General features: G+C 70.9%; 17 protein-coding genes and 1 tRNA gene. 8 read left to right on the forward strand and 10 right to left on the reverse strand.

The genetic code is table 11. The features are described 5' to 3' along the window. Nucleotides 1-86 precede the first annotated feature (86 nt). Nucleotides 87-1,073: an aldo/keto reductase gene (locus QRT04_RS11100; protein WP_289455301.1), complete on the forward strand. Its 987-nt coding sequence runs from the start codon at nucleotides 87-89 to the stop codon at nucleotides 1,071-1,073. 96 nt (nucleotides 1,074-1,169) lie between these two features. Here QRT04_RS11100 and QRT04_RS11105 read toward each other — a convergent pair whose 3' ends face one another. The 8 genes from QRT04_RS11105 to QRT04_RS11140 form a co-directional block, all read right to left on the reverse strand. Beyond that, the gene (locus tag QRT04_RS11105; RefSeq protein ID WP_289455302.1) at nucleotides 1,170-1,928 is read right to left on the reverse strand and encodes a hypothetical protein; all 759 of its coding nucleotides are present in this window, start codon (nucleotides 1,926-1,928) and stop codon (nucleotides 1,170-1,172) included. Nucleotides 1,929-1,932: 4 nt separating this feature from the next. Further along, a complete protein-coding gene (locus tag QRT04_RS11110) occupies nucleotides 1,933-2,394 on the reverse strand; it encodes an OsmC family protein (RefSeq protein WP_289455303.1) in 462 nt (153 codons plus the stop codon). A 79-nt stretch (nucleotides 2,395-2,473) separates the two neighbouring features. Beyond that, on the reverse strand, nucleotides 2,474-3,010 hold the full coding sequence (locus QRT04_RS11115) for a phage tail protein (protein ID WP_289455304.1): 537 nt from the start codon (nucleotides 3,008-3,010) through the stop codon (nucleotides 2,474-2,476). 1 nt (nucleotide 3,011) lies between these two features. Then, entirely contained in the window at nucleotides 3,012-3,509 is a 498-nt protein-coding gene (locus tag QRT04_RS11120) for a phage tail protein (RefSeq protein WP_289455305.1), read from the reverse strand. 10 nt (nucleotides 3,510-3,519) lie between these two features. After that, nucleotides 3,520-4,035 carry a phage tail protein gene (locus QRT04_RS11125; protein ID WP_289455306.1) on the reverse strand — a complete coding sequence of 172 codons (516 nt, stop codon included), beginning with the start codon at nucleotides 4,033-4,035 and terminating at the stop codon, nucleotides 3,520-3,522. Further along, nucleotides 4,032-4,331: a DUF6916 family protein gene (locus QRT04_RS11130; protein ID WP_289455307.1), complete on the reverse strand. Its 300-nt coding sequence runs from the start codon at nucleotides 4,329-4,331 to the stop codon at nucleotides 4,032-4,034. The genes QRT04_RS11125 and QRT04_RS11130 overlap by 4 nt, the downstream gene beginning before the upstream one ends. Next, nucleotides 4,328-4,810, reverse strand: a complete 483-nt coding sequence (locus tag QRT04_RS11135; protein WP_289455308.1) for a GNAT family N-acetyltransferase — start codon at nucleotides 4,808-4,810, stop codon at nucleotides 4,328-4,330. Before QRT04_RS11135 ends, QRT04_RS11130 begins: the two co-directional genes overlap by 4 nt. Before the next feature lie 4 nt (nucleotides 4,811-4,814). Next, entirely contained in the window at nucleotides 4,815-5,189 is a 375-nt protein-coding gene (locus QRT04_RS11140) for a DUF6916 family protein (RefSeq protein ID WP_289455309.1), read from the reverse strand. Nucleotides 5,190-5,323: 134 nt separating this feature from the next. Here QRT04_RS11140 and QRT04_RS11145 point away from each other — a divergent pair, with 134 nt between their 5' ends. After that, nucleotides 5,324-9,013 carry an immunoglobulin domain-containing protein gene (locus QRT04_RS11145; protein ID WP_289455310.1) on the forward strand — a complete coding sequence of 1,230 codons (3,690 nt, stop codon included), beginning with the start codon at nucleotides 5,324-5,326 and terminating at the stop codon, nucleotides 9,011-9,013. 70 nt (nucleotides 9,014-9,083) lie between these two features. On the opposite strand, the gene QRT04_RS11150 is transcribed toward QRT04_RS11145, so the two are convergent. Beyond that, a complete protein-coding gene (locus QRT04_RS11150; RefSeq protein WP_289455311.1) occupies nucleotides 9,084-9,986 on the reverse strand; it encodes an NADP-dependent oxidoreductase in 903 nt (300 codons plus the stop codon). 306 nt (nucleotides 9,987-10,292) lie between these two features. On the opposite strand from QRT04_RS11150, the gene QRT04_RS11155 reads away from it, so the two are divergent. Then, a tRNA-Arg gene (locus QRT04_RS11155) sits at nucleotides 10,293-10,365 on the forward strand. Between the two features lie 265 nt (nucleotides 10,366-10,630). Here QRT04_RS11155 and QRT04_RS11160 read toward each other — a convergent pair. Beyond that, nucleotides 10,631-10,906 (reverse strand): CopG family transcriptional regulator, encoded by a 276-nt coding sequence (locus QRT04_RS11160; RefSeq protein WP_289455312.1) that lies wholly within the window; start codon nucleotides 10,904-10,906, stop codon nucleotides 10,631-10,633. Nucleotides 10,907-11,306: 400 nt separating this feature from the next. On the opposite strand from QRT04_RS11160, the gene QRT04_RS11165 reads away from it, so the two are divergent. The 5 genes from QRT04_RS11165 (at nucleotide 11,307) to QRT04_RS11185 (ending at nucleotide 16,422) form a co-directional block, all read left to right on the forward strand. Next, nucleotides 11,307-11,582: a hypothetical protein gene (locus QRT04_RS11165; protein ID WP_289455313.1), complete on the forward strand. Its 276-nt coding sequence runs from the start codon at nucleotides 11,307-11,309 to the stop codon at nucleotides 11,580-11,582. Further along, nucleotides 11,579-11,938, forward strand: coding sequence for a hypothetical protein (locus QRT04_RS11170; protein ID WP_289455314.1), 360 nt, complete (start codon nucleotides 11,579-11,581; stop codon nucleotides 11,936-11,938). Before QRT04_RS11165 ends, QRT04_RS11170 begins: the two co-directional genes overlap by 4 nt. Before the next feature lie 183 nt (nucleotides 11,939-12,121). Continuing rightward, nucleotides 12,122-13,126: an SMI1/KNR4 family protein gene (locus tag QRT04_RS11175; RefSeq protein ID WP_289455316.1), complete on the forward strand. Its 1,005-nt coding sequence runs from the start codon at nucleotides 12,122-12,124 to the stop codon at nucleotides 13,124-13,126. Nucleotides 13,127-13,546: 420 nt separating this feature from the next. Beyond that, nucleotides 13,547-13,741, forward strand: a complete 195-nt coding sequence (locus QRT04_RS11180) for a hypothetical protein (protein ID WP_289455317.1) — start codon at nucleotides 13,547-13,549, stop codon at nucleotides 13,739-13,741. Then, nucleotides 13,738-16,422, forward strand: a complete 2,685-nt coding sequence (locus QRT04_RS11185) for a hypothetical protein (RefSeq protein WP_289455319.1) — start codon at nucleotides 13,738-13,740, stop codon at nucleotides 16,420-16,422. Before QRT04_RS11180 ends, QRT04_RS11185 begins: the two co-directional genes overlap by 4 nt. Nucleotides 16,423-16,716 lie beyond the last annotated feature (294 nt).

The following is a 16,716-nucleotide window of genomic DNA, read 5'->3' on the forward strand; positions in this document are numbered from 1 at the left end:
TCGACGTGGACTCACGGTCGCGAGGTACTCCGACCGGGTGCCGCGCGCGGTCGGGGGCGGGTCTGGCGGACGGTAGCGTCGGCGGCATGGAGCAGCGGGTGCTGGGGCGGACGGGTCGGTCGGTGGGTGTCGTGGGGCTGGGCTGCTGGCAGCTCGGCGGCGACTGGGGCAGCGTGCCGGACGACGACGCGTTCGCGGTGCTCGACGCCGCGGTCGGTGCGGGCGTCACGTTCCTCGACACGGCCGACGTCTACGGCGACGGACGGTCGGAGCGGCTCGTCGGTCGGTACCTCGCCGCCCACCCCGACGCGGACCTGACGGTCGCCACGAAGATGGGCCGGCGCGCCGACCCGCACGTCGCCGAGGCGTACACCCTCGACGCGTTCCGCGCGTGGAACGACCGGTCGCGGCAGAACCTCGGCGTCGACACGATCGACCTGGTCCAGCTGCACTGCCCGCCGACGCCCGTCTACTCGCGCGACGACGTGTACGACGCGCTCGACACCCTCGTCGACGAGGGCCGCATCGCGGCGTACGGCGTCTCGGTCGAGACCGTCGACGAGGCGCTCACCGCGATCGCGCGGCCGAACGTCGCGAGCATCCAGATCATCCTCAACATCTTCCGGCGCAAGCCGCTCGAGCGCGTGCTGCCCGCGGCGGCCGAGGCCGGTGTCGGGATCATCGCGCGCGTGCCGCTCGCGTCGGGGCTGCTGTCGGGCAAGTACGACGAGCACACGACGTTCGCGGCGGACGACCACCGCACGTACAACCGCCACGGCGAGGCGTTCGACGTCGGGGAGACGTTCGCGGGCGTGCCGTTCGACGCGGGCGTCGCCGCGGCGCGCGAGGTCGCGGCCCTCACCCCGGCCGGGGCGACCACCGCGCAGCTGGCGCTGCGGTGGATCATCGACCAGCCGGGCGTCTCCGTCGTCATCCCCGGCGCGCGCAACGCCGACCAGGCGCGGGCCAACGCGGCCGCCGCCGACCTCGCGCCGATCGACGGGCGCACGCAGGACGCCCTCGCGGCCATCTACGACGAGCGCATCCGGGAGCACGTGCACGACCGTTGGTGACGGCGGCCGCGCCCGGGGCAGGGCGCGGCCCGGCGCCGCACCGAGGCGCGGTCGCTCAGGCAGCCCGCCGCCTCGCGGCCGGCGGGCCCGACCGCGCTACCGGCCGGGCTCGCGGTGCGGCGTCGGGAACGGCGCGAGCGAGTCCGGCGCCGGCAGCTCGCCGGGCACGCCGCGCGGCAGCGTCGTCGGAGCCGCGACCGAGCCGAGCTCGATCGTGTGCGCGTACGTGGCGGGCGGCGGCCCGAACGCGGCGCGGGCGCCGCGGATCACCTGCCGGCCGAGCGCGCGCCCACCCGCCCAGCCGATCACGGCGCCGATGCCGTACGGCACCATGCGGCCGAAGAACAGGCCCGTCTGGCGCCCGAGCTGATGGCGCACGAGCTGGCGCGTCAGCGTCAGGTTCACCTTCTTGACGGTGCCCATCGGCAGCCGCGTCAGCAGCGCGCGCGCCGCCGACACGTTCCGCAGCTCGACCACGTCGGCCACGGCCTTCGCGCCGGACTCGCCGAGGATGCTCGTCATCAGCAGCGCGCGGCGCCGCTCGACGTCCTCGATCTCGATGCCGTGCACGCTCGCGACGGCCAGCGTGAACGCCGCGGACGCCCCGAAGAACGTCGCGATGTCGCTCGCGGTCAGCGCGAGCGCGACGCCCGTGCCGACCGCCGGTGCCGCCGCCGCGACGCCGACCGCGCCGCCCGTGGTCCCGACGACCCGGAGGTACTCCTTCTCGAGAAGGTGCACGATCCGCTCGGGGCTCGCCTCGGGGTTCCGGCGCCGCAGGCTCTCGACGTGCGCGTGCACCGTCGCCGAGGGGATCGTGACGGCCTTGACGAGGGCCTCGTCGACGACCCGCACGACCTCAGCGCTCCCCGGTCACCGTCAGCTCGACGCTCGCCCCGTGCTGGAGCGTGCGGCCGACGGTGCAGTGCTGGTCGATCGCGCGGTGCAGCACGGTGAGCAGCCGCTCGCGCGCGGTGTCGTCGAGGCTCGAGAGGTCGACCACGAGCTCCTCCGCCAGGGCCGGGTAACGGTCCTCGACCTCGTCGCCCATGCCCGAGACCGAGATGCTGACCTCGACATCATCACCCAGGCGGTGCCGGAGTGCCGCGTCGGCGGCGAGCCCGCTGCAGCCTGCCAGCGCGATCTTCATCAGCTCGCCGGGTGTGAAGACGCCCTCGTCCTCGACCGAGCCGATCAGTACCTCGGCGCCCCTCGAGCTCCGGCCGGTGTAGCGCCTGATGCCCGTGCGGTCGACCCACAGGCGGGTGTCACCCGCGTTGGCGTGGATGTCCGGGGACGCGATGTCCGCGTTCGTCGTCATGAACGGATCCTGCCACGCCGGGCGTGACTGCGGTGCCGGAGCCGCGCACAACGGGCGGTCCGCGGCGCCGCTCGGCGGCTCACGGGCGCTGGGGGTAGATGCCCTGCAGCGCGATGATGAAGGTCACGGCCAGGTACGGCGCCAGGTTGTTGTGCGGCTGGCCGTTGCCCGTCGGCGCCACGGCCGTTGGCGCGAGCTGCGCGCTCGGCGTGGCGGTCGCGTACTGCGCCTCGACGACGCGGCCCTGGCGGGACTGCGCCCACGACGCGCCGCTCGGGTTGCCCGTCGTGCCGGACGTGCCCGCGGCGACGGTGCGCACCTGGTGCGTGTGCGCCGGCATCTCCGAGGCCAGCAGCGTCACCGTCGGCACGCCGACCTGCTCGCCCCACGTCACGTCCGAGAGGCCGGGGCCGGAGCCCACGCCGAGCGGGCTGCGGCCAATGAGGTCGGGCAGCGCGAAGTTCGAGGTGCCGTTGCCGCCGTAGTTGACGCCCAGCAACGAGAAGAGCGCGGTGTTCTGGCTGATGGGCAGCAGCTGCCCGTCGCACGTGGCCCAGCCCTGCGGGGCGAAGTTGCCGGCGAAGATGCGGATCTCGCCGAGAAACTGGTCGGACATGTCAGTTCCTGCTCGGGTAGATGCCCTGGAGGCTGATGGCGAAGCTCACCGTGAGGTACGGCGGCATGTTGGGGTGCGGCTGCGTGCCGCCGACGGGAGCGACCGCGGACGCGGCCATGACGGACTGCGCGCCCGCCGCGTAGTGCGGGGCCGCGGTCGCGGCCCACACGGCGTTCGTCGGGTCGGCCGTCGTCGCCTGCGCCGGGACGGCCTGCGCGGCGTGCGTGTGCGGGGGCAGCTCGTTCTGCGTCAGCGTCACCTGCTCGGTGCCGCCGACCTGCCCGAGCGTGAACTGGCCGGACGCGTGGACCGGGACGCGGCCGCGCAGGTCGGGCAGCGCGAACGTCGTCTGCCCGTTGCCGCCGTACGTGGTGCCGAGCAGCGAGAAGAGCGCCTGGTTCTGCTGGATCGACAGGATCGCGCCGTTGCAGAACGCCCAGCCCTTCGGCGGGAAGTTGAAGGCCATCAGGCGGATCTCGCCCAGGTACTGCTCGGACACGGCGGGCTCCCTACGCCTGGCTCGGGAAGATGCCCTCGGTGGCGATGATGAAGCTCACCCCGAGGCTCGGCACGCGGTTCTCGTGCGGCTGGCTGCCTCCGGCCGGCGCGAGCGCCGCGGGCGACATCGTGTTGGTGGTCGAGCCGGTCGTGTACGACGGCGCCGACGTGGCGGCCCAGGTCGCGCCGGCGGGCGAGCCCGTGGTCGCGGGGACGAGCGCGGCGACGACCGCGTGCGTGTGGCTCGGCAGCTGGGTCGTCGTCAGCGTCACGGACTCGGTGCCCGCGCGCTCGCCGATGGTCCGCGCCGACAGGCCCGGCCCCTGGCCCTGGTGGATCGGGACGCGGCCCCGCAGGTCGGGCAGCGCGAAGGTGCTGAGGCCGTCGCCGCCGTACGTCGTGCCGAGCAACGCGTACAGCGTGTCGTTCTGCGAGATCGGGATCAGCGACCCGTCGCAGAAGGCCCAGCCGACCGGGGCGAAGGTGCCGGCGAACATGCGGATCTCGCCGATGTAGGGCGTGCTCACGACGCTCCGTCCGTGTCGGGATCTGGCTCGATGGGGGTGGTGAAGCTCGCGACGAGCGTGGTGCCTTCGGCGTCGCGGGCGGACGGGACGACGAAGACCGGCTCCGGCTCGACGCCCGGCAGGTGGATCGCCGCGGTGGTCTGGTCGACCGCCTCGGGGGAGCGCAGCGTGACGGACCAGCTGCGCCACCCCGCGGCGTCGGTGGCGGGCGAGCACGCTATGACGGCCCACGGCGCGTGGCCGTCGACCTCGAGCGTCGCGCCGACTGCCGACGCCCAGTCGTCGTAGGTGCTCACGGCGTCTCCAGCAGCAGGTCGAGCTCGGTGCTGCCGACCTCGCGGAACCCGAGGCCCTCGTAGAGCCGGCGCGCGGGGTTGTCGCGGCGGACGACGAGCCGCACCGGGCGGCCGGTCGCCGAGGCCTCGTCGACCAGCGAGCGCAGCAGGTGCGTGCCGACGCCGTGGCCGCGTTCGGCCGCGAGCAGGGCGAGGTCGACGACGTGGGTCGCGTCGGCGGCCCGGTCGAGCAGGAGCCGGCCCGCGGGCCGGCCGTCGACCAGCACGACCGCGTCGTCCGCCGCCGGGTGGGCCGCGCGGTAGGCGCGCTCGCGGATGCCGTGCTGACCGTCGACGAACGCGCGGACGGTGGCGGCGTCCCAGCCGAGCGCGGCGAGCTCGGGGCCGCGGACGTCGGCGTGCAGGTCGGCGAGGAACGCGGCGTCGTCCGGCCCGGCGGGGCGGAGCGCGACGGTGGGTGCGGGGGTGGCGACGGGCATCGCGTCAGACGGTCCTGTCGACGACGGCCTCGAGGTGGCCGTCCGCCTCGACCGGGCCGAGGTACAGCTCGAGGCGCCCCGAGCCGTGCTCGAGCGTGTGGATCGCGGCCGGCAGCGGACCGCCCTGCGGGGCGGTGAACTCGAGCGTGAACCGGTCGGCGGTCGCCGTCGTGCCGTGCGGGCCGCTGATGGCGCGCAGCGTGACCGTGCGCGTGCCGTCGTCGGACCGGACGCGGAACCGCTCGCCCACGAGCGGGCGCAGGTCGGCGAGCTCGAGCGGGACGCGCGTGTGGCGCAGCTCGAACCCGACCGCGCTCGCGACGGCACCGGCCGCGACGACGCCGGAGCCCGCGAGCAGGACGGTGCGGCGTGTGAGCACGGAGGACCCTTCGACGAGCGGACGGGCGCGAGCCTACGAGAGTTCACCCGGGACGTTGGTCCGGCCGCGCGGGTGAAACTCGTACTCTGGCGCGCGTGCTGCGCCCCCGACGCCTCGCCGCGTCCGTTATCGCCATGACCTGCGCATTCGTCGGGTTCTCCGGAGCCGCCGCGAGCGGTGCTGCGCCCGTCGTGCACGCCGTGACGAGCACCGGCGACGCGCCCTTCACGTCCGGCTGCGAGGACGGCGTGCCGGGCGAGACGCTCCGCCAGGCGCTGTGCCGCGCGCAGTCCGACGCGACCGCCGAGGTCGACGTGCCCGCAGGGACGTACGCGCTGACGGCCGGCCCGCTCCAGTACTGGCCGACGCAGGCCGCGTCGCTCCGCGTCGTCGGCTCCGGCACGGTCGTCATCGACGCGCAGCACGCGTCGCACGCGCTCGACCTCGACGGCAACCTCGTGGGCGGCGTCGACGTCACGCTCGAGAACCTGACGGTCCGCAACGGGGTGGGCGACGGCATCGGCGGCGGTGGCGTGCTCGCGGGGTCGGCGAACCCCGGTAGCCCCGACTCCCTGACGATCCTGAGCAGCACGTTCTCCGGCAACGCGGCCGCGCCGGCCACGAGCACGGACGCCGGCTCGGTCGGCGGCGCGGTGCAGATGAGCGGCGGCTCGCTCGTCGTCCAGGACTCGAGGTTCACAGGGAACCTCAGCTACGACGCGGCGGGTGCCGCGATCGCGTTCGTCGGCGTCTCGGGGTCCGACAGCGTGCAGGTGACGCGCTCGACGTTCGGCGGCGACCAGGTGACCGGCAGCAGCGGCGCGGGCGCGATCGGCGGCGCCGGCCTCTACGTGGGCGGCGCGGGCGCCGCGGTGACCGTGACCGGGTCGACGTTCGCGTCGGAGGCCGTGATGTCGACCTCGGGCGTAGGCCCGCGGGGCGCGGCGATCCTGGTCGAGGCGGGTTCGCTGGTCGTCACGGGCTCGTCCGTCACCGGCAACACCGTCACGGCGCCGGCGGGAGTTCCCGGCTCGGTCGGTGGCGCGATCGCCGTCGGCGGAACCGTCACGAGCGCCTCGGTCAGCGCGTCGCGGCTCGCCGGGAACACGACGACCCTGGGTGCGACCACCGCGCGCACCGCCGTGCTGGGCGCCGTCAGCGCGCCGGGTAACTGGTGGGGCTGCGCGGGTGCCGCGACCGGCACCGGCTGCGACACCGCACCGGGCGCGACGACCACCACCCCCTACGCGAAGCTCGCGCTCACGGCCTCGCCGTCGCAGGCCCTCACCGGCGCGACGTCGACGCTGACCGCCGCGCTCGCGATGTCGGACGGCTCGGCCGTGCCGCCCGCGCTCGTGGGTGCGATGTCAGGCGCGCCGGTGACGTGGACGAAGGACTCGGGCAGCCTGTCGGGCGCGGCCGCGACGCTGGGCGCGGACGGCACGGCGACCGCCTCGGCGACGCTCGGCGCGAGCGACCTGCAGGCGTCGGCGCAGGTGGACGCGGTCGTCGCGTCGACCACCGTCTCGCTGGTGACGCCGCCGTCGTTCACCTCGGTGCCGCCGTCGATCGTGTCGGTCGCGGAGAACGGCACGCTGACGCTGTCCGTCACGACCGCCGGAACGCCGGCGCCGACGGTCCGGTGGCAGAGCGCCCCGGCGGGCTCCTCGACCTTCACCGACGTCTCTGGTGCGACGTCCGCGACGCTCTCCGTGCCGGGCGTGACGCGCGCCGACCAGGGCCGGCAGTACCGCGCGGTCGCGACGAACACGAACGGCTCGGCGACGTCGTCGGTCACGACGCTCGACGTGACGTGGGGCCCGGAGATCGGCACGCAGCCGACGAGCAGCACCGTGCTCGCGGGTGACGTCGCGAGCTTCACGGTCGCCGCCACCGGCAACCCCGCGCCGAGCTACCAGTGGCAGGCGTACGTCGGCGGCACCTGGACCGACGTCGCCACCGGCGCGATCTACACGCGCACGGCCACGCTCGCGGACGACGGCCTGCGCGTCCGGGTGCGGGTCGACGGCTCGACCCCGCTCCTCTCGGACGAGGCGACGCTGACGGTCCACGCGTTGCCGACGCTCAGCGGCCCGACCGACCAGACCGTCGCCACCGGCGATACCGCGACGTTCCAGGTCGCCGCCTCGGGCGGCAACCCCGCGCCGACGTACCAGTGGCAGGTCCGCGCGCCGGGCGGCTCCACCTGGGCCGACGTGCCGAGCGCGACGAGCGCGTCGCTCGACGTGACCGCGACCCCGGCGCTCGACGGCGCGGCGTACCGCGTCGTGACGCACACCGCGGTCGTCTCCGGGCCGACCGACGTCACGAGCTCCGCCGCGACGCTCCACGTGCTCTACGGCCCGGTGGTCGACACCTCGCCGTCCGACGCCGCGGGCCTCGCGGGTGACGCCGTGGCGTTCACCGCGGCCGGCCACGGCAACCCGGCGCCGACGATCGAGTGGCAGACCTCGCCCGACGGCTCGACGTGGACCACGGTCCCCGGCGAGACGTCCGGCACGTACCTCCGGACGCTGACGGCAGGCGACGACGGCCTGCAGGTGCGCGCGGTCCTGACGGGCCACGGCGTCGCGACGACGACCGCCGCCACCGTGACGCTCGAGTCGGTGCCGGCGTTCACCACCCCGCCCGCGGACGTGACGGCCGACGCGGGGACGGCCGCCGTCTTCGTCGCGGTGGCGAGCGGGCAGCCCGCGCCGACGCTGCAGTGGCAGCGGCTGGACGGGTCGACGTGGACGGACCTTTCGGGATCGAGCGGTTCGTCGCTGACGCTTTCCTCTGTGACCGCCGCCTTGGACGGGACGCAGTACCGGGTGGTCGCGACGTCGTCGCGCGGGACCGTGCCGAGCTCGGCCGCCACCCTCACCGTGCTGAGCGCGCCGACCGTCTCCGCTCCCTTGGACGCGGTGAGCGCCCCCGGCCACGCGGTGACGTTCTCGGTCGCCGCCACCGGCAAGCCCGCGCCGACGCTGAGCTGGGAGACGTCGCCCGACGGGGTGACGTGGACGACGGTCGCGGGGGCCTCCGGGTCGTCGCTGACGCTGACGCCGGCGCTCGCGGACGACGGGTTGCTGGTGCGGGCCGTCGCGCACGCGACGCTCGTCGCCGGGCCGGTGGACGTGCCGAGCGCGGCCGCTTCGTTGACGGTGGTGGCTCTGCCGTCGCTCGTCTCCGGGCCGCCGTCGACAGTGGCGGCGACCGTCGGGGTCGCGACGACGCTCTCGTGGCGCGTGCTCTCGTCCGGCGGTTCGCCGACGTGGGAGGTGTCGCGCGACGGTGGCGCCCACTGGGGCGCGCTGCCGGGTGGGGCGACGACGAGCGTGTCCTCGCTGGCACGCCGCGCTTCGGTGGGTGGCGTCCGGGCCGCCGGGCTCCTGCCTGCGGCCGCGCCTGCGGCGACCACGTCGACCTACTCCGTGACGCTGCGGCCGGCGCTGGCCGACGACGGGCTGATGGTGCGACTGACGGTGACGAACGGCGGCGGGGCGAGCGCGTTCGCGCCGGTGACGCTGGACGTGACGGCCGCGCCGACCGGGGGCGGGTCGGGGTCTGGGTCGGGCTCGGGCTCTGGGTCGTCTGGTTCGGGGTCGAACGGGTCCGGCTCGAACGGCTCGGGGTCGCACGGGTCCGGCTCGAACGGCTCTGGGTCGAACGGCTCCGGCTTGAGCGACCCGGGTAGCGGCCACGGCGTGCTCGGCTCGACCGGCTGGGACGTCTGGCCGGTCGTCGGCCTCGCGCTGCTGCTCGTCGCGCTCGGCACGGCGTTCGTGACGTCGGTCCGCCGGCGGTCCGCGACGCGCTGATCCTCAGCCGGCGATGCGGGTCACCGCGTTCGTCGGCGTCCCGGGGGCTGGCCGCGCGCCGCGGATGTCGTCACGGGCGGACGCGGATGACCGTCTTCCCGTTGCGTCGCCCGGTCGGGTTGAGCGCCGCGATGGCATCGGCGAGCTCCGCGACCGTGTCGACGTTCGGGCGCAACCGTCCGTCCCGCACGCGCTGGACGATCTCGACGAGCTGCGCACGGTCGGACTCGACCACGAAGTCGACCGCGAGCCCGCCGGCGGGCCGCGCCTCGGCCAGTCCGACGACCGTCACGAGCGTCCCTCCGGGCCGGACGACGGCGGCAGACCGCCGCTGGACGTCCCCGCCGATGACGTCGAAGACGAGGTCGACGCCGGCGACGTCGTCGAGCGAGTCGTGCTCCAGATCGAGGAACTCGTGCGCGCCGAAGTCGAGCGCCTTCTCCCGGTCCGCGGCCCGTCCGGTGCCGATGACGTAGGCGCCCGCCTCGCGCGCCAGCTGCGTCACCATCGTCCCGACGGCGCCCGCCGCCCCGTGCGCGAGCACGGACTGCCCGGCACGGAGACGACCGTGCTCGAACAGCCCTTGCCACGCCGTCAGACCGGAGATCGGCAGGCTGGCGGCCACCGTGAAGTCGACGTCACCGGGCAGCGGCGCGAGGTTGCGCGCCTCGACCGCGACGTACTCGGCCAGCGTCCCGTCGCGGTGCCAGTCGGTCAGCCCGAACACCCGCTGGCCCGGTGACAGCCCGGTCGTCCCATACCCCAGGGCGGTGACGACCCCTGCGACCTCGTGCCCGAGGACCGAGGGCGCGCGTTCCCGGCCGCTGCGGTCGGCCCAGGTGGATGGCCAGTCGAGCTCGGTCGGGACGAACCCCGCGGCGTGCACCTCGATGACGACGTCGTTGATCGCCGCGTGCGGCTCGGGGTGCTCGGCCAGGGTCATCCCGGCGAGCCCAGCGCTCTGATCGGTCACCACGATCGCCTTCACGTGCACCCCTCGTTGTCGGCCGCTCGCTGGTGGGACGCCCACCGGCCCGGCGGCGCCCTCCCCGCCATTCCTACACGCGATCCAGCGCGGCGTAGACGTCACTCCGGCTGGTCCACAGGCACGTTCCACGGCGGCGCCCAGGTGGCGGGCCCTCCTCCTGTAACCTGGCCAACGGCCGCGACACCGCTGATCCCCTTGGCGATCGTGGCCTCCGGACCGGGCTGATCGCCACCCACGGCACCAACGACCGAACCCCTCGGAGCTGGTGCTCAGATCGCCGCTCGGTGCCATGCGCCTGTAGCTCAGGGGATAGAGCACCGCTCTCCTAAAGCGGGTGTCGGCAGTTCGAATCTGCCCAGGCGCACAGTGTGTTGATGCAGGTCAGGCGCTCTGCAACTGCAACCCGTGAGTCCGGCGCGATGCCCCCTAGGGCCTCGTGGTCAGCATGTGGTCAGCAGGGTGGTTTCCCGCGGCGCGTTCGTGGCCTGAGCCGGACGCGCGAGCGTCGACGTATGAGCCCCTATGCCGCGTTGGCCGTCAGCGGGCCGCGACTCGACGACTGAAGCGAGCTCGGACACACGACGAGGGGCGCACCCCGTGGGATGCGCCCCTCGCTTTGCGTGGCTGCGCTAGATCAGGACGATCTCGCGGAACGTCGCGGAGTCGCCTTGACCCTCAACGATCATGACCTTGCGGCCCGCTGCCTGCTCGTCAACGACGAGCTTCCAGACGGCGATGGCGTGGCGGATCGCTTCGGTGATGCTCAGGCCCTTCTTCGCCGCCGTGCTCTTGAGGGCGGCGGCGACAGTCGGCGCCAGATTCACGGACAGGCGGACGACTCGGCTCTCGCCGGCGTCCGACGCGGTCCCGGCAGCGGGCCGCGCGTCGTCGGTAGTGGCGATCATCTTGAGTCCTTCTCTCATCCCCGCGTACGCCGAGATTGATGCGCCGATCGGATCGGCGCATCAGGAGCGGTGCTTGCGGGAGTCGGGGTGACGTTGGTCGTTCGTCGGGTTGTTCGCCCTCGGGCGGTTGGACTGCTCTGCAGTCGAGATGCGGCTGGGTCTAGATGCTCTCTCTATCGGCACCCGGATGCACATCCTTAACGCATCTCATGTTGAGGAGTGTAGCCAGATACTTCCCTATATGCCACATGGCACACACACCGAATGTACATCGTGTGTGGATCATGTGCGTCTCGCACGCTATGCTGTGTGAGCCAGACCATTCCGGTCGGCCCTGTCGATGCGAAGGAGAGAGCCATGGCGCTACTGACACCGACCCCGACCCGAATGGACCTGACCCATGACGAGCACTGCCAGGGCTGAACTTCACCCACAGGCGTCCTCCGACGACCTCCTGGACGCTGCGACACTCGCGGCGCAGCGACAGACGCAGGGGACAGTCATGTTCGAACTCATCGAGGACGAGGCGCCGGCCTTGCTCGATGGGTCCGCCCACTTCGCGCCGCTGGCGCTCGTCGAGCACTGGGACGTCACCAATGAGGATGTTCCCGTCTGCGAGCTCTACTGGCCGCTCGTCGTCGAACTTGGCCCCCACATGCTCAAGGGGGACCTGTGAGCACGGGCGGCGCCTTTGCCGACCCGGCGAACGAGTTGTCGGAGGATTCTGAACCGTTCGAACTCGACGGGCGCCCGACGGCGCCCACGGCCGACCCCGCAGGGCCTTCGATCGCGCCGAACCTCGAGTCGGCAGCACTGATCAAGGCCGAGCACCAGAAGCAGCAGATACGCGTCACGACCTGGCTGCTGGTCATGGTTGCCGTCAGCGGTCTATGCACGTTCCTTGCCGCGGTGTTCGCTCCAGCAAGCGCCTGGGAGCGTGTTGACCGCGCAGCGACCCTCATCCTCGTGCCCTTGCTCACCCTCCTCGGGACCGCCGTGGGGTGGTACTTCAGCGAGAAGCGCCGCGACTAGCGCGGGCCGACGTCCGTCAGCGTGCGTCGAGCGTCGAGAGCCGCACGCCCAGCACTGGGGAGCGCCGCTGGTGGGCTCAGCTCGACGAGCACCTCCTGGCCGCACGAGGACGTTGGTTTCGAGTGCGCAGGCGCGTCATCCGGCATTCTGTGCTGCGGGAATCGCATCGAGACAGGAGAGCCGATGTCGATCGAACGAGCGCTGGCCCGCTTCGAGAGCGTCATCGGCGCGGCATGGCCGGAGCCATTCGGCAGCCTGCGGCCAGGGCTGGCCGACGCGGAGATCGAGGAGCTGAGCGCGGCTGTCCGACCGTTCGTGCTTCCACGCCAAGTTGAAGCGCTGTACCGGTGGCGCGGAGGCGGAGACGCCGGGGTCTTCGGTGGATGGCGTATGCGAAGCCCGAAAGAGCTGATCTCCTGGTATCGGTTCACGACCAGCAAGTTGGAGCAACCGCGCACCTGGTTGCCGGTGTTTGACGACCAGATCGTCAACGTCGTCACGCTGGACACCGCGGGCGAGGAGCCATCGGACCCGTCGGTCTGGTACGGCCACACTCACGATGCATACGTGAGTCGGCTCTTCGATTCCGTCGAGGCCCTGCTCGACGTCGTTTGCGATGCTGCCGAAGCCGGTGTACTCAGCGAGACCCAGCCGGGCTCGCTCAGGCTGGCCGAGGTCGAATCCCTCGACGGACGGGCCTGGACCGAACTTCGGCTGCGGCGATGTCCGGGAGCCTTTCGCTGGCCCGACCCACCACCGGGCACATATCTGGGCAGGTTCACCGAACCGGCTTGGCCGCGCCCATGGCTCGCCGCAGTTGGCATCACTGACGAGAGCCTGACGCTGCGCGGAAGGACACATACGATCGCCGAACTGATCGCGGCAGCTGCATCGGGTCCGGTCACAGGAACCATTCGGGGCCAAGTGGTAACCGGCTCAGGTGGCCTCGGGTGGTGGAGTCCGGTCGTCACAGACGGAAGCGCAGAGTTGATTGTCTACTGCGACACGAAGCTCGTGCCCATCGCTCCAACAGTGGGTCAAGAGGCAGAGTTTGACGTCTTGCTCTCCTCCGCGGAGAAGCCCGAGCCATCCGCGGACGACGATCCACAGATCGCCGCGATCGCCAACCGGTTCCGCCCCTCGCTACCGACTGCTGTCGCAAACGCAGCACGACCGGCCCGCCCGTGAACGGCATGCACGAAGCAGCGCCAAGGTGCCGAAACCGCGCTCCCTCGACTTGAAGTAGCGACGCAACTCGGACGTGCTCTGAGTCGTCTGGCTCAATGGGATCCGCATCCGACGCAACGCGTCGCTGGTGCGTCGGCCAGCTTCGACCCCGAGATGACGACGACACTCTTCTTGCATCTCCCAAGAGCGGTCCAACCGACACGTGCCGCCGCCGCAGGGACGGTGACTGCGTCAATCCTGTGACCGCGCCATCGGGGCCAGGCCAGCCTCGGCAGGGGGGACCACGAAGGTCGGCGCGGGAATCCGCGAACGTGGTGCTGGAACCCGCTCGACGGGACGAGTCAGGGTTCGCTGGCGCTTGACGGGTGAAGATGTTCGATCCGCGATCTACGGGCTGGCCGCGACTGGGAGCATCGGGGCGTGACCTACGTCGCCTCCGTATTCGAACGGGCATGCCTCGCGACTGCCGAGAACCGATTGTGGGCAGTCCAGCACGAGGTCGAGGCGCATGCAACGACCCGTAACGACTTCTCGGCCCGTATCCACGCCGAGCCTGCGTTCGCTGCCGATGACGCGGCGCAACTGGACGCGACTGTAGGTGATCCAGCAAAGTGAAGTCGCGGCACATCCTGTTGTTGGCCGCCAGTTTCATACTGAGCGTGTCGTTGCTGGCGGTGATTCACCACACGGGGGATCCGGCTTGGCTCAAGTCGAGCCTTCCCGCCGTAGCCGGGGCCGACGGGATTATGTGGCAAGTGCAGACGACGTTCCTGTCGGTGGGATTCGCGGGGTTGGCCATTGCTGCGCAGCTATTTGCTGAGGCGCCCTTGGCGATCGGTGCCTCCAGGGGAAGGGTTCTCAGCTTCATTGGGGCAGGCTGGTTTGTCGGCGTCGGCCTCGTTGCCAACGCAGTCATTGCTATCGAGACAATTTGGCTGCCCAGCGACCTCGGCATGATCGGTATCGCGTTCGCCTGGTTCGCCCCGTCGGTCGTCTTGCTGGTGGTTTCGACGGTCAAGCTAATGCAGCTCTTCGGGCACCCGTCCCTTCTGGATGAAGTAGTGCGCTCGTCGTTGGTGGACTCGCTTTCCAGTCGCTTGAGCGAGGTGTCGCGCAAATATGCCGACGCCAGGGAACGACTGGAAGGCCTGTTCGCGTCGGAAGGACTCATGGGAGTGCCCAAGGCCTCGGCTGTCACGCTGAGAGTGCCGGTTCCTGCTGGTGGCAGGGTCATCAGAGCCATTAATCCCAAGATCGCGCGCCAGGCGATCGACTCCCTCGGGCTGCGCGCCACCGAGGGCAGCCCGACGAACAGCGCCGCGGCCGAGGTGTTCCTGTCGCCACAGGTCACGCTTGATATTGAACCGGGTGATCGCACCCGACTTGGTGAATCGGCTTTTCGTGTCATTACATCAAATGCGCTCGACGCGGCGACGACTGGCCGGATTGTCCGACTCCTCCAATCCAGCATCGAGTTCGAGCCCTCGGGCTCGGTCACACCAGACGAAGAGACCGATCGTGAGATCGCCACCCTGAAAGACGCGATCGGCACGAACCTTCGATCCGGCGCGCTAGCGACCGCCGAACGGGCCTTGGAGTTACTTGGCCACGTCGTTCGAGGAGTGTGGATGGCCGAGCGCGAGAGCCCGGACTCATCACGCCGGGCGTCGTTCACACGACGTGACTGGTTGTTCCGCAGCGTTGGCGAAGTGGAACAGGATGTCTTGCTGTCACCTCGTGTGGCCGACGTCTTCGTCGGGGCAGCGATGACCCGTGCTATCGAAGCTCCTCGCACCGGCTCGACGGAGTACGTCGATGAGTGCCTTCGAAGTTTCACGAGGTTGTGGTTCGACGTGCTGCGCCACGGAGATCCTGACTTCGATTCGGTGGTGTCGCGTATCACCACGTGCGTCCAGAATTTGGCCGCGTACTCCTACTCGGCGGCCGAGGAGAGCGACGACCTTCAAGCGCGGGGAACCTGGGCCATGGTCGAACTCGTAAAGCTGGCTCTGGACGCCAAGAAGCCGGCGGCCGCCAAGATCGCGGCGCTGGAGTTGAGCGCCCTATTTGAGTTCGATCGAGGAGGCTCCAGCCGATCTCACGTCCGGGGTGGCCAACTGGTCCTTTCCGGATGGCTCGACTACCTCGCCGACAAGCACGACGATCGTGATCCAGCTGACGCGAGCCTTCGGGCACTGGTGACGCCCCGTGGTACGTGGTCAGAGATCCTCGGTGCGCGTGCCGCGGCAGAGCGGGGAGCCGTGCCCTTCAGTCGCTGGGACTGGTGGGAGATGAAGTCAACAACATCAAGCGGTGTGCAGGCCCTCCAGCTTTCCCATTACATCGACCGTGCTCTGTTGTCCGCGCTCGCGTCGTCTTACGGCCCCCTGCCACCTGCCGACGATCAGGAAACAGCGTCCGAGTACAAGCGTTTCCTAAGTATCTTGACGGACGGTGATCGCGAACTGAATGCCCAGGAAGACGGACTTAAGCGGAGGTTCGCTGAGGCGATTGCAAAATGGGACGCGGCCGAAGACGGGCGCCTGGCCGTGGAGCCCTTGTCTCAGACGCGAATTGACGCGCTAGGAACTGCGCTCCGTGAGACGTTGGATCAGCGGTCGCGGCTTGCTGCCGAAATTCCCGTCGTCGAGGACGTGCCTGCCTCGGCGAACACGTCGCACCCCATTCTCGGAATGAACTTCCGAGTCCCGAGGCTTTACCTGGTCGAAAAGATCTTCAACCAAACCTTTGCTGACCCCACAGAACTTGGTCGAATGATCGCGCAGGGTTTCGCGGAAGGTGAGGAGCAGAGGATCGTTCGTGAGCTTCGCTCACTGCGAGACGACGTCCTGGAACCGGCGGCCTCCGCGATCCGGAGTCAGATCGAGGCCCTCGCAAGTGAAGCTGAGTACTACATCTTGCTCGCTCCGTACGGTGGCCTGGACATCCACGAGTGGTACTCCGTGGAGTTCAGGGAAGTGTTGGAAAGTGTGACCCACATCGAGACCGGCGTCCTTGACGGCGAAGCGATCCTCTTTGATCGGCGTACGACGCTCACGTCCTGCCGCAAGCCCGAAGAGAAGGAGGGTCTCTCGCCCGTCGACGGCACATCTATCGCCATGGGCGTGTTCGAGGACGTTCAAGGCGGTGACGAGCCGCAAGTGCGTGTTGAGACGGGGGAGTACTTCGCGGTCTGGCCGGGTGACGCTCCGCGCGTGTTCCGTTTCGGCGCCGGGGCTGTGGCCACTGAGGGCGCCCATGCTGATGAGGAGTCCACGGATCCCGCGGAGGGCTGACTCGGCAGGGCGGTAGTGCCTTGGCGAGCCGCGGCGTGGTCAGCAAATGTCAGCAGACCGATCGGATGAGGCGCAGTCAACGAACTACTCGCATGTATTTCCGCAGTTCAGAGCCTTGTGGCCGCTCCCGGATCGAACTCCTAAAGCGGGTGTCGGCAGTTCGAATCGGCCCAGTCGCACAAGGTTGAGGTTCGGTGTGCGTTGGAGCTAGCGCCTCGGCCGAGACCGTGGGGCCACGCGGACCGTCAAGGGCTGACCGTGAGCCCGTCCAGCCACTCCCGCCAGACCGGCTCC

The sequence above is a fragment of the Cellulomonas alba genome, assembly GCF_030362835.1.
In the GTDB taxonomy this organism is placed as follows: Bacteria; Actinomycetota; Actinomycetes; order Actinomycetales; family Cellulomonadaceae; genus Cellulomonas; species Cellulomonas alba.